This window comes from Lysinibacillus sp. F12 (assembly GCF_057773605.1).
On record NZ_JBYMLP010000002.1, the window covers coordinates 859635 to 881615 of the forward strand.

21 protein-coding genes and 1 pseudogene are annotated in these 21981 nt (G+C 37.3%); 3 read left to right on the top strand and 19 right to left on the bottom strand.

Annotated elements, in window-relative coordinates; all coding sequences use genetic code 11:
• From AC3CH7_RS11305 to AC3CH7_RS11315, 3 genes are all read right to left on the bottom strand, one after another.
• Entirely contained in the window at positions 1-546 is a 546-nt protein-coding gene (locus AC3CH7_RS11305) for a helix-turn-helix domain-containing protein (protein ID WP_198695406.1), read from the bottom strand.
• Between the two features lie 248 nt (positions 547-794).
• Positions 795-1334: an NADPH-dependent FMN reductase gene (locus AC3CH7_RS11310; RefSeq protein WP_012295234.1), complete on the bottom strand. Its 540-nt coding sequence runs from the start codon at positions 1332-1334 to the stop codon at positions 795-797.
• A 225-nt stretch (positions 1335-1559) separates the two neighbouring features.
• Positions 1560-1808, bottom strand: coding sequence for a DUF2164 domain-containing protein (locus tag AC3CH7_RS11315; protein WP_488381749.1), 249 nt, complete (start codon positions 1806-1808; stop codon positions 1560-1562).
• Between the two features lie 126 nt (positions 1809-1934).
• Here AC3CH7_RS11315 and AC3CH7_RS11320 point away from each other — a divergent pair.
• A pseudogene (locus AC3CH7_RS11320) lies at positions 1935-2214 on the top strand (IS3 family transposase); the annotation flags it as partial.
• Positions 2215-2273: 59 nt separating this feature from the next.
• Here AC3CH7_RS11320 and AC3CH7_RS11325 read toward each other — a convergent pair.
• The 9 genes from AC3CH7_RS11325 to ccpN all read right to left on the bottom strand — a co-directional run bounded on the left by AC3CH7_RS11325 (position 2274) and on the right by ccpN (position 10624).
• A complete protein-coding gene (locus AC3CH7_RS11325; RefSeq protein WP_012295236.1) occupies positions 2274-2498 on the bottom strand; it encodes a hypothetical protein in 225 nt (74 codons plus the stop codon).
• A 15-nt stretch (positions 2499-2513) separates the two neighbouring features.
• Positions 2514-3635, bottom strand: a complete 1122-nt coding sequence (locus AC3CH7_RS11330; RefSeq protein ID WP_036164220.1) for a Nif3-like dinuclear metal center hexameric protein — start codon at positions 3633-3635, stop codon at positions 2514-2516.
• The gene (locus AC3CH7_RS11335; RefSeq protein WP_031417022.1) at positions 3636-4328 is read right to left on the bottom strand and encodes a tRNA (adenine(22)-N(1))-methyltransferase; all 693 of its coding nucleotides are present in this window, start codon (positions 4326-4328) and stop codon (positions 3636-3638) included.
• A gap of 164 nt (positions 4329-4492) precedes the next feature.
• Positions 4493-4852, bottom strand: a complete 360-nt coding sequence (cccA, locus tag AC3CH7_RS11340; protein WP_012295240.1) for a cytochrome c550 — start codon at positions 4850-4852, stop codon at positions 4493-4495.
• Positions 4853-5165: 313 nt separating this feature from the next.
• The gene (locus AC3CH7_RS11345; protein WP_036162150.1) at positions 5166-5729 is read right to left on the bottom strand and encodes a hypothetical protein; all 564 of its coding nucleotides are present in this window, start codon (positions 5727-5729) and stop codon (positions 5166-5168) included.
• Between the two features lie 232 nt (positions 5730-5961).
• Positions 5962-7089, bottom strand: a complete 1128-nt coding sequence (gene rpoD, locus AC3CH7_RS11350) for an RNA polymerase sigma factor RpoD (protein ID WP_012295242.1) — start codon at positions 7087-7089, stop codon at positions 5962-5964.
• 32 nt (positions 7090-7121) lie between these two features.
• On the bottom strand, positions 7122-8954 hold the full coding sequence (gene dnaG, locus AC3CH7_RS11355) for a DNA primase (protein WP_012295243.1): 1833 nt from the start codon (positions 8952-8954) through the stop codon (positions 7122-7124).
• 207 nt (positions 8955-9161) lie between these two features.
• Positions 9162-9974 carry a pyruvate, water dikinase regulatory protein gene (locus AC3CH7_RS11360; protein ID WP_008178459.1) on the bottom strand — a complete coding sequence of 271 codons (813 nt, stop codon included), beginning with the start codon at positions 9972-9974 and terminating at the stop codon, positions 9162-9164.
• A 17-nt stretch (positions 9975-9991) separates the two neighbouring features.
• Positions 9992-10624 carry a transcriptional regulator CcpN gene (gene ccpN, locus AC3CH7_RS11365; protein ID WP_008178461.1) on the bottom strand — a complete coding sequence of 211 codons (633 nt, stop codon included), beginning with the start codon at positions 10622-10624 and terminating at the stop codon, positions 9992-9994.
• Positions 10625-11303: 679 nt separating this feature from the next.
• On the opposite strand from ccpN, the gene AC3CH7_RS11370 reads away from it, so the two are divergent.
• Positions 11304-12689, top strand: a complete 1386-nt coding sequence (locus tag AC3CH7_RS11370; protein ID WP_488381750.1) for a glycine--tRNA ligase — start codon at positions 11304-11306, stop codon at positions 12687-12689.
• A 50-nt stretch (positions 12690-12739) separates the two neighbouring features.
• Here AC3CH7_RS11370 and AC3CH7_RS11375 read toward each other — a convergent pair whose 3' ends face one another.
• Complete coding sequence (locus AC3CH7_RS11375; protein ID WP_031417025.1) at positions 12740-14458, bottom strand: HD-GYP domain-containing protein; 1719 nt, start codon at positions 14456-14458, stop codon at positions 12740-12742.
• A gap of 749 nt (positions 14459-15207) precedes the next feature.
• On the opposite strand from AC3CH7_RS11375, the gene AC3CH7_RS11380 reads away from it, so the two are divergent.
• On the top strand, positions 15208-16611 hold the full coding sequence (locus AC3CH7_RS11380; RefSeq protein WP_036162156.1) for an S-layer homology domain-containing protein: 1404 nt from the start codon (positions 15208-15210) through the stop codon (positions 16609-16611).
• 24 nt (positions 16612-16635) lie between these two features.
• Here AC3CH7_RS11380 and recO read toward each other — a convergent pair whose 3' ends face one another.
• The 6 genes from recO to AC3CH7_RS11410 all read right to left on the bottom strand — a co-directional run bounded on the left by recO (position 16636) and on the right by AC3CH7_RS11410 (position 21952).
• Positions 16636-17424, bottom strand: a complete 789-nt coding sequence (gene recO / locus AC3CH7_RS11385; RefSeq protein ID WP_031417027.1) for a DNA repair protein RecO — start codon at positions 17422-17424, stop codon at positions 16636-16638.
• A gap of 191 nt (positions 17425-17615) precedes the next feature.
• Positions 17616-18533: a GTPase Era gene (era, locus tag AC3CH7_RS11390; RefSeq protein WP_036162160.1), complete on the bottom strand. Its 918-nt coding sequence runs from the start codon at positions 18531-18533 to the stop codon at positions 17616-17618.
• Positions 18520-18933: a cytidine deaminase gene (locus AC3CH7_RS11395; RefSeq protein WP_008179431.1), complete on the bottom strand. Its 414-nt coding sequence runs from the start codon at positions 18931-18933 to the stop codon at positions 18520-18522. Before AC3CH7_RS11395 ends, era begins: the two co-directional genes overlap by 14 nt.
• 65 nt (positions 18934-18998) lie before the next feature.
• On the bottom strand, positions 18999-19349 hold the full coding sequence (locus AC3CH7_RS11400) for a diacylglycerol kinase family protein (protein WP_012295251.1): 351 nt from the start codon (positions 19347-19349) through the stop codon (positions 18999-19001).
• On the bottom strand, positions 19350-19823 hold the full coding sequence (ybeY, locus tag AC3CH7_RS11405) for an rRNA maturation RNase YbeY (RefSeq protein WP_012295252.1): 474 nt from the start codon (positions 19821-19823) through the stop codon (positions 19350-19352).
• An 8-nt stretch (positions 19824-19831) separates the two neighbouring features.
• The gene (locus AC3CH7_RS11410; protein WP_012295253.1) at positions 19832-21952 is read right to left on the bottom strand and encodes an HD family phosphohydrolase; all 2121 of its coding nucleotides are present in this window, start codon (positions 21950-21952) and stop codon (positions 19832-19834) included.
• Between the last annotated feature and the right edge of the window lie 29 nt (positions 21953-21981).

Below are 21981 nucleotides of genomic sequence, written 5' to 3' on the forward strand. Positions count from 1 at the left end.
TTAGAAAATCACTGGCGTTAACACACTTAAAACAATACTTTCTTCATTCAGAGGATTTTCCCATGAATGTGGAACTTCAGAAGGATAATGAATTGTTTCACCTTCTCTAAGAAAATATTCTTGCCCATCAACCTTAAATAGGACAGCACCCTTTAATACGTAATAAAACTCTTCCCCTGGATGACTCGATTCTTGGTTTTTATCTATTTGACCTGGGGCCAGCTTCACAAGCAACGGTTCTAGATTTCTTCCACTAAAAAGTCCATTAAGTCGTGTATATTCTATTGAGGATGCTTCTAATTTAAATGGTTTGCGATCAGTTTCTTTTACAACATACGTATTATTTGAATCAGACTCGAAAAAGTAGGTGATTGGAACTCCAAATGCATCAGCTATTTTTTTTAGAGATGTAATAGCCAGTGAAGATGACCCCCTTTCTATTTGCGAAAGAAAACTAATCGATAAGTTTGTTTTTTCACTTAAATTCTTTAATGTCATGCCTTGATCAATTCTTGTTTTTTTTATGGTTTGATGAATTTCTGACAAATTGCCACCTCTTTTTTTGACTACACTATATTTATTTGAAGTATTAGTGTATTTTTTTTAATAGTATCATATAATTTTTTAAATTAAAAGAATATTTAAAATTTTCTTTAAATAAAAAATCCATCAACTGTTCTCTTACTAATGTAAAAGGACAATTAATGGAGAAATTTAGTCTGTTGATTTTTTACTGATAAGCTTACATTTTATAAAAAACAATATGCACATACAAAGTGCATATTGCCTTAAAATTAAGAACGAATTGTTTTTAAAGCTGTTGACCAAGGAATTAGCTGATCTAACATTTGATGGACGGAATCTGCCTGCACCTCTTTTGGCTTAAAGACCGAGCCGTTTTCAAAATCAGTAAATAAAGATAAAGCAGGATGAACTCGCACATCGGCAACTAGTAATTCTCCTAGAATCCCTCGTAAATGCTCCGCAGCACGTGCTCCTCCAACTGAACCATAGGAAACGATACCTGCGGCTTTATTGTTCCATTCTACTCGTAAAAAGTCTAATGCATTTTTTAGTGCACCTGTGATTGAATGGTTATACTCAGCCACAATAAAGACAAAGCCGTCACATGCGGCTACTTTCTCTGACCATATAGCTACTCCAGAAGTATCTCCTCCCGGCTCACCAAGAAACGGTAATTTAAAATCAGCGATATCAATTATTTCATATTCCGCATCACGACGTTTTTCAGCAACTTCCTTTACCCACGCTCCAACTTGTGGGCTAACACGACCTTCTCGCGTACTTCCTAAAATAATACCGATTTTTAACATATGATCCTCCTCGTTTTCCCATTCATTTTGTGTGAATCATCGTCATTCCCTGTACGCCAAACAACACTCGTAACCATTTTGGTCAGGTACATACAGTATTATTCATGACCTTTATGTTGTAGTCGCTAGTAATATTTTGAATCAAATAATCTTTAATTCAAAATTAAATTACCATATTTCTTTATTTTCTGTCAATTATTAAAATTTGAGGCTTTTTTTACTAGCTTACTTTAATTTAATGGGCTGCTCCAGTGCCTCTAATTCTTCTTCTATGGAGGTAAATTGTCTTTCCACTACATATTTTGCGTCAGATACTGCTGCGTTATAAATATATGGGGCGATATTTTCCTTGATAAAATCTAACACACGTTCTGCTTCAAATTCAGTAATATCTTCATCACGATGAGTATAGAAAAATCGCTGAATATCAGCTAGAATCATTTCTTGCTGCTCTTTAGATAAACGAATAAACAAGGCCTATCTCTCCATTTCTACTAATTGATTTCATGCTCATCTTATCATTTTCTATCTATTCTTTGCATACAAAAAGGCTGAACACTACCTAGTGAACTGACCCCCTTCGGGTTAGCAAGGTTATCTTTACACAGCTATCAGGGGTCGGTTTATACTTCAGCAGCGTACCAACAAGCAATCCAAGCAAAGGGCATTACCATAAGCATGTCCTGTAAAGGAACGCCCGCTGATAATCCCCCCATTGAATCGTTTGATGCGACACTCAAAGCAGAAACGTTTTATCTCGACAGATTAACTCGAACTACAACGCATTGTAGTTCAAACCGTAAGAGATTATAACAATACTCAAATTCAATTGAAATTAAACAACCAGTCTCCAATTAATGATCGGAAACTGGTTGAGTGATGCTTTTTTGAGACTGTCTTACTTATGAGGTTCAGTCCCTAGTAATGTTCAACCTTTTATTATTGTTTACATTCAAATGAATAACTCGTGGAAAGGAAGTTTTTTTCTTTTGATATAATGGCTTGACCGCCATCATCTTCACATTGTTCGGTCATGGCATCCATTTTCTTTTCATTCATCATATTCGTCATAATCGTCATGCCTATACCAAAAACAGCGATAAATAAACCGATTATAATCCACAGTTTACCAGCCTTATTGCCAGCAGGTCTTTCATTAGTCACATCTATTCCCCTCGCTTACACAAATAAAAATGGTTCTGTATTGATTGTTGATTGTACAAATTCAACCTCATATTTTTTATCCGCACATAGCTTCGTCATTTTTTCCGCTACTCCTGCAATCATCACTTTTTCGACATGATGACCTGGATCGACAATTTGCAGATCTATTGCTTGGGCATCCTGTGCTGTATGGAAGTACATATCTCCCGTTAAAAAAACATCTGCCCCTGCACGTTTTGCTGCATAAATATATTTATTACCATCTCCACCAACCAGTGCAATCTTCTTAATCTTTGACTGTAAATCACCTACGACACGAACCGCTGGAACCTGTAGCTGCTGCTTCACGTACTCTGCGAATTGATGTAAGGTCATTTCCTTAGATAAGTAACCTACACGCCCTAATCCCATACTATTCGTTTGCTGATCAAGTCGAATTACATCATAGGCTGGCTCTTCATAAGGATGGCTAATAAGCATGGCCTTTAAAACTCGGTTTTTGATGGATTCAGGAAATACGACTTCTACCTTAACTTCCTCTTCAACATGTAATTCACCAATAGTGCCAACGAATGGATTTGCACCTGCTAACGCCCGGAAACGTCCTTCTCCGGCAGTTGTATAACTACATGCTTCATATTCTCCAATGCGCCCTGCTCCAGCTTTTGCTAGCGTCTCGCGTAAATCCTCAGCATTTGCAGACGGGATAAAAACAGCAAGCTTTAAAAGATGTTCTGAGTAAGTTTCTTCTAGTATCGTACGGTCCTGTAGCTGAAGGGCATCTGCAAGTAAATCATTGACTCCACCTTCAGCTACATCTAAATTTGTATGCGCCGCATAAACAGCGATATCATGTTTTATAAGCTTTTCATATAATCGCCCTGCTGGATGGTCTGTACGAATATTTGCGAGACGTCTAAAAATAGGAGGATGATGAGCAATGATTAGCTCACATCCTTTTTCAATGGCCTCATTCGCAACAGCTTCATTGACATCTAAAGTGACTAATACTTTGCTAACAGGTTTATTGAGTGTACCAATCGCTAAACCAATAGGATCATTCTCCATGCAAGCCAGTTTTTTAGGTGACCATGATTCGAACACTTGAATAATTTCTTGACCGTTTACCGTCTTCATTTACAAAACTCCTTCTACTAATTGAATAAGAGCCAATAACTCTGCACGTTTTTCTTCAATTTCAGGTGTTTGTTCTGCATCTTTTATGGATAGTAATACACGTTGCCAATTTTCTTTTTCACGCGTCCATTTTTTTACAAACGCTGGTGCTTTACGTGTGCTTAGTTTTGGACCAAATAAAATCTCTGCTGTCGAAAGCTCCATTTGTGCCCTTTGCAACACAAGAATTTCATAGATTTTATCATCTTCCTCTAAAATCTCTTCATCGAGAATAGCCCAATTATGTGCTAAAGCCCATTCACGGATCACCTTGGCATGAATATTCGGTTGTAAAATAAGACGTGTAACACCTTGCAGCTTTTCAGGATGCTTCTCTAAAATAGAGACAATTAAGGGACCGCCCATTCCTGCAATCGTTACTGTATCCACATGGTCAGTTAATTCTATTGCGGCTAATCCATCTGCGAGACGTACCGTAATTTCATGGTGTAATCCTTCTTTTTGTACTTGTCCCACTGCGGATTCATAGGGCCCAGCTACTACCTCCCCAGCTATCGCTGAAGAAGCTACTCCTTGATGAATTAAATAGCAGGGTAGATAGGCATGGTCACTACCTATATCCGCTACTACCGCTCCTGTGGGAACAAATTTTGCTACAGTTTCTAATCGTTTCGAAAGTTTTTGTGCGTTCATTTTATACCGCCTACCTTAAATAGAGTCCATTACTAGTATGGAGGATGTCGTGAAAAAAAACAAATGGAGTTGTCTCACAATACTCATGTGGACAACCCCATTTCATGATTTTTTGCATTTAAAAAGTAGCTGTACTATTTCAGTACAGCTACTTGTCAGTCATACTATTCTAAAGTAGAAATGTATTCAGCAATAGCTTTTGCTTCTGCTTCAGTTTTCATGTTTGGTTGCATCGGAGTACCTTCGATACCCTTTGTTAAAACCTCAACGATACGGGCTTCATCTAAGCCATGTAGGTTTGGACCCATACTACCAGTTAAATCACCACCGTGACAACCGATACAAGATTGTACTAGTGCTGCACCGTCAGCATTTGCGTCTGTAGTTTCAGTAGTTTCGCCACCGCCCTCTTGTTCAGCAGCAATTTCTTTCTTGTTATCTGCACCTTGTAAAGACATGAAGAAAATAAGACCAATACCAAATGCCAGAATTAAGATGTAAGGAACGACTGGATTGTTTTTCATAAGTTTCCCCTCCTCATTTTAAGTCTACTTCTATTATAATATAGAATCAGTCAACATCTAATATTGTACTTCATTAACAAAGAAACGAAAAGCCCTATTCGCTAAGTTTTCCTTTGTTTGTAACAAATTCGACATTTCTGTATCTATTGGATAAAATATGTCTTGCAAACACCAAATTTTGGTCAATTTCATAGCTTTTTTTTCATACTGTTATCATACCCGTTGCATACATTCATATACTAAAAAAATAAAAAAATCTGCACACCATGGAAGTAGTGTGCAAATGTCAATCATTTATAAGTGCAAAAAATTACTATAAATTTATGATATAGTAGCCAATCAGTGCTAGTAATCCTAAAACACCGGAGACCGTGAAATAAAGGAGCTTCATTTTAATACCTGACCAAAGCCAAATAAGACAGTTGGCGGCAATCAAGCAAAATAAAACGATATTATCTCCACTAAAATATGTAGTACACAAACGTATAGACATACTAAATAATAGGATAGCGGCAAGTAAATGATATATAGGAGCTAGTAGATGTTTCTTTTGCGCCATTTGAAACGCAACGATAAATAATATACATGCACTAATACCTATGACAACGGTTAAAATCAATGTGAATGATTTTATTGTAAAATAGATTGCCAAAACAGCTATTATGGCGATACATAGACTTGCTATCAGAAGTATCATTTTTCTTTTTTCAGATGGTAAAATCGCTTGTTTAGGATCTTGCACAGGTTCTAACTCCTCTATATCAGCCCCCTCTGTATAAAGAGCTGCTAAGAAGTCACAATAGTGCTCTGGTAATAGTTTATTTTGCTTCCAAAACAGAATTTCATTGAGAATAATTTTTTTCCGGGGATTCGTCATAATGTTAGCTCCAAACATTGCTTAATAATGGTTGTATTACAATTTTATCTCACACTTTTGGGAAATACATCTGTATAAAGTAGCAAATCTCTCATTTCCTTCATTCTAATTATCTATTATTAGCGAAAACAAGTTTGCGGAATATCGAGGCTAATTACCTTTTCAATGGTATAAAAAAGGAGCTATCCAACTAGGTATTTTTACACTAGTTGGATAGCTCCATCTATTTAAATTATTCTAAGAAGTCTTTTAGACGTTTACTACGAGAAGGGTGGCGTAATTTTCTTAAAGCTTTCGCTTCAATTTGACGAATACGTTCACGTGTTACGCCAAAAACCTTACCTACCTCTTCTAAAGTTCGTGTACGACCATCATCTAAACCAAAACGTAAACGAAGTACGTTTTCTTCACGGTCTGTTAAAGTATCTAGGACATCTTCTAGCTGTTCTTTTAACAATTCATATGCTGCATGGTCAGATGGAGATTGTGCTTCAGAATCCTCAATAAAGTCTCCTAAATGAGAATCATCTTCTTCTCCTATCGGTGTTTCAAGAGATACTGGTTCTTGAGCAATTTTTAAAATTTCGCGTACTTTTTCTGGTGTTAGATCCATTTCTTCACCAATTTCTTCTGGCGAAGGTTCACGGCCAAGATCTTGTAAAAGTTGACGTTGTACACGGATTAATTTATTAATGGTTTCGACCATATGAACCGGAATACGAATGGTACGTGCTTGGTCTGCAATCGCACGCGTAATAGCCTGACGAATCCACCATGTAGCGTAAGTAGAGAATTTAAAACCTTTGCGGTAATCAAATTTTTCAACGGCCTTAATCAGCCCCATATTCCCTTCTTGAATTAAATCAAGGAATAGCATTCCACGACCTACATAACGTTTAGCGATAGATACTACCAGACGTAAGTTTGCTTCTGCAAGACGTTTACGTGCTTCTTCATCACCTTGTTCAATACGCTCAGCAAGTTTGATTTCTTGCTCTGCAGATAGTAAATCAACTCGACCGATTTCTTTTAAATACATCCGTACAGGGTCATTGATTTTAACACCCGGTGGTACACTCAAATCATTTAAGTCGAAAGTCTCTTCGTTTGCTTCTTCTTTCATTAGACTTTCTTCTTCAAATTCTTCTTTTCCAATAATTTGAATGTCTTTATGCTTTTCAAGATCCTCAGCAAAATGGAAAATTTCTTCGTTTTCCAATTCATAAGGTGTTAGTTTCTCTGAAATTTCTTTCATAGAAATTTCACCCTCTGTTTTTGCCTTTTCTTGTAGGAATTTTTTTGCATCATCTAATGTAATTTCTACTTCTATCTCTTTTGAACGTTCTGACTTGTCCGCCATAAACCTTCCTCCTTCTAAACAACCGAATCGGGTTAAATCGCCGATAACGATTTTCTTAAATGAATAATCTGTTGGGCGATTTCAAGTGCACGTGCATACTCATGCATCTTCTCCGCTTCCTTTGACTCATGCATCTTTTGATAAATTTCTTGCTCAATTCTATATTTTTGAAGCTGACGGATTGAGTCCACAACCTCTGCCTCTGCTTGATCAGGATCTCGCTCGACTAAAGCCGCTTCCATAACAATCTTCCGTAATTCAGCGTCATCCAAAATCTCCATAAAGCGTTGATAATCAGGATGACCATATTCCTCATAAAATCCTACTAAGCGAACAAAAACAGCCATATAAGCATCTCGTACAAATGGCTCTTTTTGCTCACTCCGTAATACCCTGTCCACTACATCTATATTATGAAGCATATGGGCCAGTAATAAACGTTCGGCACGTTCAGCTGCATCCATAGGCTTTTGTTGTTGCGTGACTGGCATTGAAGGCATTTGTGTCGGCATTTCTGGTTTTGCAGAACGTACCTGATTAGCCTCCAGCTTTCGGAATTGGGCATAAATGGCTTCTTCCGAGATATTTGTTTCATTTGATAGCTGTCGTATATACAAATCTCGTTCAACTGGCGAAGATCTACCTGTGAGCTGTTCAAGGACTTCTTGTATATATTGAAGCGTATCATTTTCAAATTGAAAGTTCTTATTTCGTCTAGCATGCATCATCATAAAAGCAATATACGCATGAGGGTTTTCCAAAATTTGTTCCTTAAATGCTTGTCCGCCTAACGTGCGAATATATTCATCAGGGTCCAACTTTTCTGGTAACACAGCAATATCTACTTTCATGCGCTCCGTATGCAAAAGCTGTGCCGCTCTTTTCGCTGCATCAAATCCAGCATTATCACCATCATAGCAAATCGTAACTTGCTCAACTAAGCGCTTTAGCTTTGTGATATGCTGATTTGTTAGGGAAGTACCCATTGTTGCTACGGCATTCATAACACCTACAGAGTTAGCTGCTAATACATCCATAAAACCTTCCATCAATACTACTTGACGATTTTTTCTGATAGAAGTTCGTGCTTTATCTAGGTTATAGAGCACTTCACTTTTTTGAAATATTGGTGATTCTGGGCTATTTAAATATTTCGCTTCCTCACCCGTTGATGAAAGTATTCGTCCTGAGAAGGCAATAATTTTACCATTCTCATCTCGAATCGGGAACATGATCCTTCCTCTAAAACGATCAAAATAACGTTCTTCTCCCTCTCGCTTAATAATTAACCCACTTTCCGCCATTTCTTGTAAGTTATAACCTTTTCTTTCAAGCAATATTGTTAATGCGTCAAAGCTGGGGAGAGACCAACCAATGTTATTAGATTCTATAAGCTCCCTTGTAAATCCTCTTTCTAGCAAATAATTTAAAGGTTCTTCGCCATCCTCTGTATTTAACAGTAGATGATGGAAAAAATCTGCTGTAAAAGCGTGTGCTTCTTTCATCCTTTCTTCCGCTTTAGAAATCTTTTTTGTTCCTCCAGGAAAAGTTGGCTCAACATCTAAATGTATGCCAGCTCGTTCTCCAAGTTTCACAACTGCATCAGGAAAAGATATGCCTTCAATGTCCATTACAAAAGTAATGGCATTACCCCCTGCACCACAACCAAAGCAATGAAAAATTTGCTTGTCCGATGATACAGAAAAAGACGGTGTTTGTTCTCCATGGAATGGACAGAGGCCAAACCAATTTCGCCCACGCTTGGTCAGCTGCATGTATTCACTAATAACATCAACGATATCCGATTGTGTACGAATCTGTTCAATTACTTCCTCTGGAATCTTCCCTGCCAAATCCATCACCATCTTTAATAATTACGTTCTAGAAACACAATTCGCTATTCGTTTTAAAATTCCTTTATTTCTCGACAAAAAATTAGGATTTTTCTCTTATAAATATTTTTACCACAATTTTATTATTATAAAACAAAAATTAGTTTTTATCTATACTAATTTCAAAATCCACTCAAAAAAACCGCCTCTATGAACCGAGGTGGTTTATTTTCGTACAATTTATTTACAAGTCAAAATATGTTCAATGATGGTATTGGCAGTCTCTTCCACAGCTTTATTAGTCACATCAATTACTCGACAGCCTATCTTGCCGACAATTTTTTCAAAATGTTGAATCTCTTCTAAAATACGATTATGTTGTGCATAGATGGCATCATCATTTAATCCAAGAGACATTAATCTTTCTTTCCTTATAGAATTTAACTTCTCAGGAGAAATGATTAATCCGAAACATTTTTTAGGGTCCAACTGTAATAGCTCTTCGGGTGGTTCTACTTCAGGAACTAAAGGGACATTCGCCACCTTATATTTTTTATGTGCTAAATATTGTGAGAGGGGCGTTTTAGATGTTCGGGATACGCCTACCAACACGATATCGGCCTGTAATAATCCACGGGGATCTCGACCATCATCGTATTTAACTGCAAATTCTATTGCTTCAATTTTTTTAAAATAATCATCGTCAAGCATATGAACAATCCCAGGTGTCTCCAATGGATTTTCTTCCATAAAGGTTGCCATTGATTGTAATGCAGGACCTATTATATCGACAGCATGTATCTTTTCCTGTTCACATAAATCACGTAATAGCTTTCGCATTTCTTGACGAACAAGTGTGTAAACAATAAATGCTTGTTGTTGTGCTGCAAGGAAAACAATCTTACGAATAAGCTCCTCCGATTGAATATGTGGAAATCGTCGGATAACAGTATTCTCTAGACCGGGCCGAAACTGGCTAATCACTGCCTTCGCAACTTGGTCGCCAGTTTCACCAACAGAGTCAGATACAACAAATACGCGTAGTCTTTTCATGCAGCTCTCCTTCAAATTTAGTCATTTTGCGCAAGAGATAAGAAAGCTCGTGTAATCGTTGTTTTTGTAAGACGGCCTATAATCGTCAAACCACCCTCTTGTGGTTCGACTACTGGTAGCGAATCAACTTCTCGTTCAATGAGCTTGTTCGCGGCAACAACCAAAGAATCTGATCTTTCACAGTACGAAATATTAGGCATACGTGTCATAATTATATGTACAGGAATTTTATTTAAATCCTGCGTGCCAATACTTGTACGCAGTAAATCTTTGCGAGATAGTACGCCTGTCAAAAACTCATTCTTATCTACGACAAAGAGTGTACCAACATCTTCTGAAAACATAAAGCAAATTGCATCATAAACCGTCATTGTTTCTGGGACAACTACAGGGCCTGAATGAAAATCCTTTACTTTTAAATTGTGAATACTATCCATCAATGTAACGGATGCCTTTTTCCCTGAATAGAAATAACCAACTCGTGGTCTTGCATCTAAAAATCCCGCCATCGTAAGGATCGCTAAATCTGGTCTTAAAGTCGCTCTAGTCAGATTGAGACGTTCTGCAATATGTTCCCCAGTGATAGGACCGTTTTCTTTCACAATTTGTAAAATGTTTTCCTGACGTTTATTGAGTTCGATTGGACTCACCGCCTCAAATCTAATAGTGTTATACTTATGCTCAATTATTATATACTATAGAATGATAGGTATGCAAAGTATTACACTAATTCTATATAAAAGGTGTTATAATAATGCTTTGTATGATTAAAGCAATAGTTCAATTATACAACAGTCTGTATAAAATAGCAGTAATCTGTGGTGAATTATAGCTGATATGTGTACAGGATTTTAGATTAAGGCTAATTCCTTTCATTTTTTTTATTTGATTTTTGCTATGAAGGCTGCTGTCCTAGTCGGTTAAAAACCAACATCTTCGACCATGATAGTAAAAATACTGGTTTTTAATAATGATTGCGAATCAAAGAACTACATGCTACAATGTTGACACATACGCTTGCTCTATCTTTATATTCGAGCAAATTGCGTTATACAGGCGATGATGGGAAAAAAGTATCTGTTCCATTCAAGAGCGAGTAGAAGATGGTGAAAGTCTACATAGTAACAGAGAAAAGGCACTCCCTGAGCTAACTTTTTGAAAAGAGGTTTTAAACGTTTTGTTTAAAACAATCAGGGTGGAACCGCGGGTATTAGCACTCGTCCCTGGGCATACATTGTGCCCGGAGACGGGTGCTATTTTCATTTAGTCTACACTGAATGAATATCTTTAGCGTTTTACCGCTAACAAAATTTTAAAGGAGGCTATTTTATGGCTAACAAATCAATGGAAACAATTGTATCATTAGCAAAACACCGAGGCTTTGTCTTTCCAGGCTCAGAAATCTACGGTGGTCTAGCAAACACTTGGGATTATGGTCCACTTGGTGTTGAATTAAAAAACAATATTAAAAAAGCTTGGTGGCAAAAATTCGTTCAGGAATCAGAGCACAATGTTGGTATCGATGCTGCCATCCTAATGAACCCAAAAGCTTGGGTCGCTTCTGGTCACGTTGGAAACTTTAATGACCCGATGATCGACTGTAAATCATGTAAGGCACGTCATCGCGCAGATAAAATCATTGAAGACGCAGCGTTAGCAAAAGGCGATGAAATCATTGTTGATGGTATGACATTCGATCAAATGAAAGAAACAATGATTAAATACGATGTAGTGTGCCCTGATTGCGGAAAAGCGGATTTCACAGATATTCGTCAATTCAACCTAATGTTTAAAACATTCCAAGGTGTAACGGAGTCTTCTACAAACGAAATTTTCTTACGTCCAGAAACAGCACAAGGCATTTTCGTAAACTTTAAAAATGTTCAACGTTCTATGCGTAAACGCACTCCATTTGGTATTGCACAAATTGGTAAATCCTTCCGAAATGAAATCACACCAGGTAATTTTACTTTCCGTACACGTGAATTCGAACAAATGGAACTTGAATTCTTCTGCAAACCAGGCGAAGATCTTGAATGGCACTCTTATTGGAAAGAATTCTGTAAAAATTGGTTATTAAATCTAGGCATGAAAGAAGATTCTATGCGTCTTCGTGACCACGAGGATGATGAACTGTCTCACTACTCTAACGCGACAACAGATATCGAATTTAAATTCCCATTCGGTTGGGGAGAGCTGTGGGGTATCGCTGACCGTACAGATTATGATTTGAAACAACATATGGAGCATTCAGGTGAAGATTTCACTTATATTGATCCTGTTTCAAATGACCGTTATATTCCATATTGTATCGAACCATCTTTAGGGGCTGACCGTGTGACATTGGCATTCCTATGCGATGCATATGATGAAGAGGAGTTGGAAGGTGACGATAAACGTACTGTTTTACGTTTCCACCCAGCAATTGCACCATTTAAAGCTGCTGTCCTACCTCTTTCTAAAAAATTATCTGATGAAGCTACAGACGTTTGGGCTGAACTTCGCAAAGCCTTCCCAGTTGATTTTGATGAATCACAATCAATCGGTAAACGTTACCGTCGCCAAGATGAGATCGGTACACCATTCTGTATCACATATGATTTTGACTCAAAAGAAGATGGTCAAGTAACAGTACGTCACCGCGATTCTATGACACAAGAACGTATGCCAATTTCAGAAGTGAAAGCATATATTGGAAAACATCTTCAATTCTAATCGTTTTAAATAATAAGGAGGGGGTCGCCATTGTAGGCAACTCCCTCTTCTTATGCTTTATAGGTTGAAAATAAACGCTCTTGCATTTTTTCCTCAAACGAAAACTTTTTCACGCTCATACCAATCAAGCTAACAAGTAATTCCTCTATATCCGCTAATGAATAATATAGAAAGGCTCCTTCTCGCATCGGACGAACTCGCTTTTCAACAGTTTGTTCATCCTCAATAAAATAAGCAACATTAACATCACAATGCCCCATTAGCTGAGTAATACGTTGATCATCACCTGGATTTATGAAGAAAGGTACAATTTTATCAATATACAGAATACTTTGCACAAGCTTAATGAAGAAATTTTCACGAAGGGTTGTTTCCACAACTAGAATGGTCGTTTTTTCATGCTGATAGTCCATATACAAAACGTTTAATTGCTCTTCTAATAGTTTCTTTAAAATAGAAATAGAATTTCTATATTTCGTCATATCCGTTTGTATTTCTCTTGTTAACAGACGTAATATGCGAAAAGCTGGTAAGAAAATTTTTAGGACAATTTCTTTCGGGTGTAAATGATCAATTAATTTACTAAAATGCATTCTTAAATTAGGCTCGTCACACCTGATTAATTGTTCCACGAATAGGTTGAAAATCTCTTCAAAGCTATTTGCACGATAATCAATCATTTTTGCGATTCTAACACTATAATTCAAGGGCAGGTTCATGGATTTTTGCTCATCCAATAATTTCACTTTGGGCAAGGTAGGAAATAAATCATATACAAGCTCGACTTGTGCACTACGATTATCTGAAAGCATTACAACGGAGTTGACAGGGTAGATGCCTAAACATTCTACAAATTTATGCATAAATTTTTCGTTATACAAATGTCGGTCCTTGTATAAAACAGCTAGCGCATCCGTTGCTCCATAACCATCGTGATAGACTCGCTTAGACGTCATCGCTGAATACACATCAATGATTTGTAGCAACTGTACCCCTTCACTCATATCATCTGCACAGAGCTGATTAGGATAGCCTTTCCCAGCAAAGCGTTCATGATGATCTCGTGCTAAATAGGCGATTTCTTCCTCGTTATTTTCTAAAAGTAACTCATAGCCCTTAGTTGTATGTGTTTTAACAATTTCAAACTCATCTTCTGAGAGTTTTCGTTTTAAATTTAAAATTTCTTGGGGGATAAAGACCTTTCCAATATCATGGAACAAATAACCTCTTGCTAATGTTTCGATATCTGTCAAACCTAAATAACGAGCAAAAATGGTTCCTAATACAAATACATCAAATGAATGGACAAAAGAATATTCATCCCATTCCTTTAAACGCATAAGTAACTCATAGCGATGTTTCTCTTCTAAAATCTTTTCAAAAACCCCGCGAACATAAGCAGTGTCTTGTATGCTTTTTAGTATTTGACCATAACGCAATTCATGGACAACATTCTCTAGGGTTGTCATAAAAAGTTGATGGACAGTTTCTTTATAGTCATCGATTGGGTCTTTTTCCTCCATTAGTGGTGAAAATAAATCTTCGTATTCTCTCGTTCGCTGAGCACTTAAATCATGAACAATTCGAATCGAATCCGATGGTAGATAGACAGATAATTCATCCACTTTTCGAAGTTTAAGTAAAGCAATAATTCGCTCCGTTAACACTAAATCCTTTTTAGCCAATAAACGATAATCCGAAAAAATATCTTCCGCTAAAATATCATTCGCTTCAACTTCACGAATACTTAAGGTTACTTTTCGTAGCATATTTTCTGCCACATACGCAATGTACTAAGCACTATGTGACTCCCTCCTTCTTCCATAGGACTGCGTTATTCTGATAAACGTATAAAAATACGCTTTGCTGATAGAGGCTTGTTTTCTATTTCATAGGCATGTCAGATCTATATTAAGTACATTTATTTCGACAGGGGATTAAACGACTAAGTTATTTTAAAAAAATATAAATAAGAATATCTATACCAATTACAATATCATAGGTTAAAATACCTTTTCAACTAGTATATGGGACTTGAATGATTAGTTTCTACTATTTATATATTGAAAACCGCATAAAAACACATGACTATTTTCACAATATTATATTCTTAGATAAAGAATAAAATGGAATAACACGATATTTAGACTCACAAAATAAATATATAAATTTATTATTTAATAAAAAAAACTAAAATTATGTAAAAATTTTATTTTGTAAAAATTGAAATTTTATTCATTTATAACATAGCTTAATAGGAACTGTTGGTTTAGGATTTTGACGATTCATGACCTATTACATAATACAAAGGATATAATTTCCTCTATTCGCCGCTCCAAAATTTTGGTATAAATAAGGTATTATAGTTAGTTTTAGCTGTTAAATATTGAATAATTAACAAGCTAAAACTATACCACCCTTTTCACATTCATTCGTCCGGAAGTCTGAACTGATACATAGGAAGGTCCGCAACATTCATACTATAAAATTTTTTATATTACCATTTGGAGGAATACTTTTGAAGTCTCAGCGTTTATTTCAACTAGCAATGGCATCAGCACTTGCAACAAGTGCGATTGTCATTACACCAACAGCACATGCAGCAACATTTTTCCCTGATGTCAATCCAGCAACAGAAGAAGGAAAGGCTATTATGGAATTAGCCGGACGTGGCATTATTTCTGGCTATATGGATGGTACATTTAAGCCAGCTAATCCAATCACACGAACACAAGCGGCTAAAATTTTAGCAGGTATATTGAAGCTAGATACGATTCATGTCAAAAACCCTCAATTCAAGGATATTAAGCCGGGATCGGAAAACTACGGAGCCATTGCGGCCTTGGCAAATGCGGGTATTATTAATGGTGCAAATGGCTATTTCTATCCAAATCAAAATATTACACGTGAACAAATGTCAAAAATGATTGCAAAAGGTTTTGGCCTGACAAGTTCAACTAGCGCAAAGCTACCCTTTACGGATGTAAAGAGGGGAACTGAATTTGAGCCTTATATTCAAGCTTTGTTTGACAATGGCATAACAAAAGGAACATCACCAACAACCTACGGACCAAAAAGCAATGTGAAGCGTTCCCAGTTAGCCGCTTTTGTAGTTCGTGCTGAAAAGATGCTTGGAAATGCAACTGTTTATGCTAGCCAATTTAACCAAGAATATATCATGGCTGTATATGGTGGTATCGAACCTGCAGAGGCTATTTTCACATGGGATGAAAATGAGGATATGTCGGAAGCTATTACGATGAAGCCTCTAAAAGAAGGTACAGGAAAATTAGTGATAACTGGATTTTCCGATGATTCAGAGGATTTTATAGATATCTTTTATTTAGTACATGTTAAAAATGTAAATGGCAAATTGAAGGTAACTCTTGAACAAGTACAAGAAGGGGATTATACAGAAAATTTACCACTGGATTTATCTGAGAGCAAACTATCATTTGTCCCAACACAGGTCACTGTGCAAAATGCGAATGGGCAGGCACTTGCTTCTAATTTATATAATTTCAATACAACTGATCAAACTTTGTCTATTTTGCAAAATGGAGAGTTCATTGTTACCTTTTCAGATGGTGAGCATCAACAAAAGATGGCTGCTGATGTATACTCGCTTGATTTAGTTCGCTATATTGATTTGTACCATTTTACAGATGAATTAACTTTGACGACACAAGCATTGTCTTTTGAACCAGCTAGTGTGGCTCTAGAGGATTTAGGTTTTGAACCCGCCTCTGTAAAAGCTACAATTGTTAAAGGACAACTTCTTATTACACCTAAAGCGGAAGGCTCAGCTGTTCTCCATTTAACAGGTAAAAATGGAGAAACGGAGTACCTTTATATTGAAACTAAAAAATTCGCAGGTCAATGGGCATTACTATATAACCTAATGTCAGATGGAGAATTTTAAATCACATAAAATGCCAGAGGAATGTTAAGGTTCCTCTGGCATTTCTTCGTTTGTAGGGCGTATTTGTAATTCAGGGGTTCTTTCCAGTTGCTCGATGAATTTTCTCGTTTTAAAACGAATTCCGGTTTGTTCCTCATAGATAGTTGTTATAATTTTTTTGATAAAATATTTCGTTTCCTTTTTTAATTCTATTTTCCCAATTTGATCGATGGGAACGGTATAAAACATACGGATAAGCTTAAGCTGCATTGGCGTTAAACGAATAATATAGGGATCATGCTGATAACAGCGATGACATAAAAAACCTCCTTGTGCAAAGGAAAAAGCAAATTCCCCATCTACAGCACCGCATGCAGCACAGGCATGTAATATAGGTTGGACTCCTGTATAGGGTAGCATCTTCCATTCTGCAAAGAGTGTGATGGATTCAGGGTCATAGCCATCCTCTATCGCTTGTAGTGCTTGCAGCAGAACATCAAAGGCGAAAGGCTCTGGTTTTCCTTCTTCTACGACTCGCTCCACAAGTTCCATAATATAGCTAGCATAGGCAGTAGCCATAATATCCTCTCGAATATGGCGCATTGAATTCAAATGCTCCCCTTGCTGTAATGTGCCCATACCAGTATGGTGTTGTACCATAAACATGCCATATGTAAATGGTTGTGTGACCGAAGCTAATCTACTAGAAGGCTTTTTAGCACCTCTCGCCATAGTAGCTACCTTTCCTGCCTCTCGTGTGAGCAACGTAACGATTTTATTGGACTCACCATAAGCGCGTACTTTTAACACAATTCCTTCCCATTTATGAAGCATAGTCCCCCTCCTTTCCCGTAAACTGTCCATGAAAATAGAGCTCTCCAAAATGTTTTGGACAGCTCAAAGTAAAAACTATCAATTTTGTCTAGGTATAGAGAAATCTCTCACCATTTGGGAGGGTATTCACACCGCCAATGCCATAAGCTTATTTTTTGACGGTGTTTCCCTACCTATGTCAGCAAAGCCTGTTAATACTCATCATCTCGGAAGCCGAAATCACGTAAATGTGTTGATTTATTACGCCAATCTTTTTGGACCTTGACCCATAGTTCTAAATAGACTTTAGAACCTAAAAGCATTTCGATATCCTTTCGTGCACGTGTCCCTACTTCTTTTAATAGGGCTCCACGCTTACCAATGACAATACCTTTTTGTGAATCACGTTCAACCATTATCGTGGCTGCTACATGAATTTTATCATTGTTCTCCTCATCTCGACGGATTTTATCAATAACAACCGCAATAGAATGTGGAATTTCTTCGCGTGTTAAATGTAACACTTTTTCACGAATAAGCTCAGAAATGATGAAACGCTCTGGATGGTCCGTCACTTGATCTGCAGGGTAATATTGAGGCCCCTCTGGTAAATACTTCGGCAATGTGTCCAATAAGCTTTCTACGTTATTGCCTTGTAACGCTGAAATAGGAATAATTTCAGCAAATTCATAGCGTTCCTTATAGCTCTCTATAATTCCAAGTAATTCATCTGGATGAATCTGATCGATTTTATTAATAACAAGGAATACCGGCGTCGAATTTCCCGCCAACATTTCAAGAATAAATTCATCGCCTTTGCCAAGCTTCTGCTCAGCATTAACCATGAACATAATCACGTCCACTTCACGCAATGTATTTTTGGCAACTTTCAACATAAAATCGCCAAGTTTATGTTTGGGCTTATGGATACCTGGTGTATCAATAAAAATCATTTGGCTATCAGTTGTTGTCAGTACACCTTGTACTTTATTTCGTGTTGTTTGTGGTTTATCACTCATGATCGCAATTTTCTGGCCAATGACACGATTCAAAAATGTCGATTTGCCAACATTCGGGCGACCAATAATAGAGATAAAGCCTGACTTATAGCCACTTCTAGTTTCCAGCATTCTCTAAATCCTCCGTTGTAAATGCAAACGGTAATAATTCGCCCACTGACGTTACCGTAACATCACCTTTTAAATTCGTTAAATAAACAGGCATCGTCGGTGCGCAAAATTCCATCATCACCTGACGACATGCTCCACAAGGTGCGCATGGGCCTTCTGTATCTGCAACAATGGCAATAGCCTCGAATTCATAAGTACCTTCTGACACAGCCTTAAAAAATGCTGTACGTTCAGCACAATTCGTCATACTATAGCCTGCATTTTCAATATTACAACCGTGAATAACTTCTCCGGCCTTCGTTAAAAGAGCTGCTCCTACTTTAAATTTTGAGTATGGAACATATGCTTTTTCACGCGCTTTTTTAGATTCCTCTAGTAATGCATGCATATCAATTGTCATCTATCATATTTCTCCCTCACGTTAGTATAATACAGTTCTTTTTTCATATCAGATACTCACTTCGATTACAACCATTTGGGTAGGAAGATAAGTAATCCGATTATAGCACTGAATAGCGCAAATACAAGCACAGCACCTGCTGCGATATCTTTTGCCTGCTTGGCGAGTGGATGGAAGTTCGGCGAAGCCAAATCCACAACCCTCTCAATAGCTGTATTGATCATTTCCAATGCAAACATAAGTGCTATTAATAGTAGCACAATATACCATTCCGTTCGAGACAAACCTGTAAAATAACCAGCCAGTATGACAATGACTGCACTCACAATATGTGATTTAAAATTTTGTTCTGTACTTGCAGTTATAATGCCTTCAAACGCATAGCCAAATGATCGCAAGTATTTACGCAAATTCATTTAATCTCGTCCTAAACCAAAAGTTTGTAATATTTCATCTTGTTTTGTAAACATTACTTTTTCCTCTTCAGGCTCCATATGGTCATAACCGAGTAAATGTAAGAAGCCATGGACCGCTAAAAAACCTAACTCTCTTTCAAAGGAGTGATTGTATTCCTCGGCCTGCTCTTTTGCACGATCTGTAGAAATAATAATATCGCCTAGTACACGGGGCATTCCTTCAAAAGTTACTGCCATTTCACCTTCACCTAGTTCCTCCAATGCAAAGGAAATGACATCGGTTGGTTGATCTTTCCCACGATACTCGCGGTTTATATCTTGAATCGTGTCATTTGTGACAAACGTTACAGAAACCTCTGTTTCTGGTTCAATGCTTTCTACACTCGCTGCATGTTGCAAAAGCTTTTCTACAAGCTCTGTATGCTGTGCTGCAACTTCATTTGTTTCATCAGTAAAATCAATTGTTAAAATCATAGATCCTCCTACTTATCTGCCTTAGGATACTCAATACGTGAATGGAAAATTCCGTTCAATGTTTCGCAAAGTACTCTCTCTATACATTTTAACTCTTTTATTGAAATATCGCATTCATCAAACTGGTTATCTTGTACTCGATCGTCAATGATAGCTCTTACTAGCTTATGAATTTTCTCAGAATTTGGCTCTTTCATTGAACGCACTGCTGCCTCTACACTATCTGCCACACTTATTACGGCCGCTTCCTTTGTTTGCGGTTTAGGACCAGGATATCTGAAAGTAGCTTCTTCAATGGATTTCCCTTGTTCTTTCGCTTTAAACAAGAAAAACTTTAACAGACTTGTCCCATGATGCTGCAGCGCAATATCAATAATTTCCTGAGGCATTTTATAGCGTCTTAACATGTCAGCACCGTCAGTTGTATGGGCAATGATAATTTCTGCACTTGTTTCAGGAGGCAATGAATCGTGCGGATTAATACCTGACATCTGATTTTCAATGAAAAAAGCGGGTCTCTTCGTTTTTCCGATATCATGATAGTAACACCCTACACGTGCTAGTAAACCATCTGCTCCTATTTCTTCGCAGGCAGCTTCAGCTAAGTTTGCGACCATTACACTATGATGATATGTTCCTGGTGCTTCCATTAGTAATTTTTTTAGTAATGGATGATTCGGATTCGATAGCTCAATTAAACGTAATGACGATAATAAACTAAATGCTGACTCAAAGAATGGTAAGAGCCCCATTGTCAACGCTCCAGAAAGCAATGCAGATAACATGGCTGCAACAAAGTAAAACACTAATTCTGGTAAACCATAGGATGATTGTGTCATTAATAAATAAAAGGCGATAAACGCCATATTCACAAGGGAGATAACCGCAACTGCCTGTAAAATATGTGAGCGCTTTTCAACACTACGTAAAAAGAATAAACTTGCAAACCCTCCAAAAATGATATAAAGCGTAATTTCCATTTGCATAACGGATGAATAGCCTTCTTGAAAAATAACGCCAGCTGAAGCAGCAGTCATGACTGTAACAAGCACTGCGGCTTTATCATCTGCCAACAGGCGCACAAGCATTGTAGCCAATGCTGTTGGGAAAAGAAAGGCAATGGTCACATCAAACCCGCCAGAAACTAAACTAATGAATTTCATTAGCACGATGGACAAACTATAAACAATCACTGTTACCAACAATGCATTACGTTTTTTCCGTTCGTTAGCCTCCCAGCGCTCGAATAAAATATACATAAACACCATTTGGAGCAGTGTTAAAATTATGAGTCCTGCAATCGGTTTTAAGGAAGCTTGATTACTAATCATCCCTAAAAGCTCTAATTGTCGAAATGCCTCTTTATCAATAATCTGGCCTTCCTGCACAATAATCTGACCTTGTAAAATTCTTGTAGGCTCAACGCTTTCCTTCGCTTGCTCTCTTCTTATTTTTGTTTGCTCTTCGTTAACGGTTTCATTTTCAATGATACTTGTACGACCAATTAAAACAACCGTATTGAATATTTTATCGGGATACCCTCTTTGTCCTCTAATCTTCGTCTCAAAGTCATTTTGAGCGACAAAGACATTTTCAGGTCGAATGGATTTTTGTAAGTATTCCTCTACTGTTTTGGATAATTGGATACTTGTTCTATTTAAATCCTCATCGCTTTGCACTAATAGTCCTTCTAGCTGTGAATCCGTAAAGATGAGTGGCATTTGATCTTCATCGAGCGATTCAAATTTTTTGCGAAGCTGCCCTACTTGATCGGCAATTGCAATTGGTTCCTTGCTATTGGCCACATCCTTTTTTACCTCTAGTACATAATCAAATAACGATGTGACAATCGCTGCTCGCTGCTTGGCGACATCCTCCGAAAATTGATAGACCGGGCCTACTGCATTTGCGGCTTTTTCCCGCTCTTGTTGTGTCTTGTAGGTATCTTCTATTGTTTTAGTAGATCGTACGGTTTCAGGCGCTAGCTGTAAAGGTTTGAAATCATATGTAACTCCTTTAACATTGCCATACATCAAGCCAAATTGTAGGCATCCTGTTAAAATGAGAATGATGATAATAAAATAGCGAAAACCGATAAGCTCAGTAAATTTTCGAAGTTGTTTCTCCATCTGGCACCTCCTCTATCTACCTACTATCA

Excerpts from the sequence above, each read along its gene's own strand:
- AC3CH7_RS11310 (WP_012295234.1), bottom strand. The coding sequence starts at position 1,334 with ATGTTAAAAATCGGTATTATTTTAGGAAGTACGCGAGAAGGTCGTGTT.
- AC3CH7_RS11330 (WP_036164220.1), bottom strand. The coding sequence starts at position 3,635 with ATGAAGACGGTAAACGGTCAAGAAATTATTCAAGTGTTCGAATCATGG.
- AC3CH7_RS11335 (WP_031417022.1), bottom strand. The coding sequence starts at position 4,328 with ATGAACGCACAAAAACTTTCGAAACGATTAGAAACTGTAGCAAAATTT.
- cccA (WP_012295240.1), bottom strand. The coding sequence starts at position 4,852 with ATGAAAAACAATCCAGTCGTTCCTTACATCTTAATTCTGGCATTTGGT.
- AC3CH7_RS11345 (WP_036162150.1), bottom strand. The coding sequence starts at position 5,729 with ATGACGAATCCCCGGAAAAAAATTATTCTCAATGAAATTCTGTTTTGG.
- rpoD (WP_012295242.1), bottom strand. The coding sequence starts at position 7,089 with ATGGCGGACAAGTCAGAACGTTCAAAAGAGATAGAAGTAGAAATTACA.
- dnaG (WP_012295243.1), bottom strand. The coding sequence starts at position 8,954 with ATGGTGATGGATTTGGCAGGGAAGATTCCAGAGGAAGTAATTGAACAG.
- AC3CH7_RS11360 (WP_008178459.1), bottom strand. The coding sequence starts at position 9,974 with ATGAAAAGACTACGCGTATTTGTTGTATCTGACTCTGTTGGTGAAACT.
- AC3CH7_RS11370 (WP_488381750.1), top strand. The coding sequence starts at position 11,304 with ATGGCTAACAAATCAATGGAAACAATTGTATCATTAGCAAAACACCGA.
- AC3CH7_RS11375 (WP_031417025.1), bottom strand. The coding sequence starts at position 14,458 with ATGCTACGAAAAGTAACCTTAAGTATTCGTGAAGTTGAAGCGAATGAT.
- recO (WP_031417027.1), bottom strand. The coding sequence starts at position 17,424 with ATGCTTCATAAATGGGAAGGAATTGTGTTAAAAGTACGCGCTTATGGT.
- era (WP_036162160.1), bottom strand. The coding sequence starts at position 18,533 with ATGCTGGAAACTAGAAGTGGCTATAAGTCAGGCTTTATCTCTATTATT.
- AC3CH7_RS11395 (WP_008179431.1), bottom strand. The coding sequence starts at position 18,933 with ATGACAATTGATATGCATGCATTACTAGAGGAATCTAAAAAAGCGCGT.
- AC3CH7_RS11400 (WP_012295251.1), bottom strand. The coding sequence starts at position 19,349 with ATGAATTTGCGTAAATACTTGCGATCATTTGGCTATGCGTTTGAAGGC.
- ybeY (WP_012295252.1), bottom strand. The coding sequence starts at position 19,823 with ATGATTTTAACAATTGATTTTACTGATGAAACAAATGAAGTTGCAGCA.
- AC3CH7_RS11410 (WP_012295253.1), bottom strand. The coding sequence starts at position 21,952 with ATGGAGAAACAACTTCGAAAATTTACTGAGCTTATCGGTTTTCGCTAT.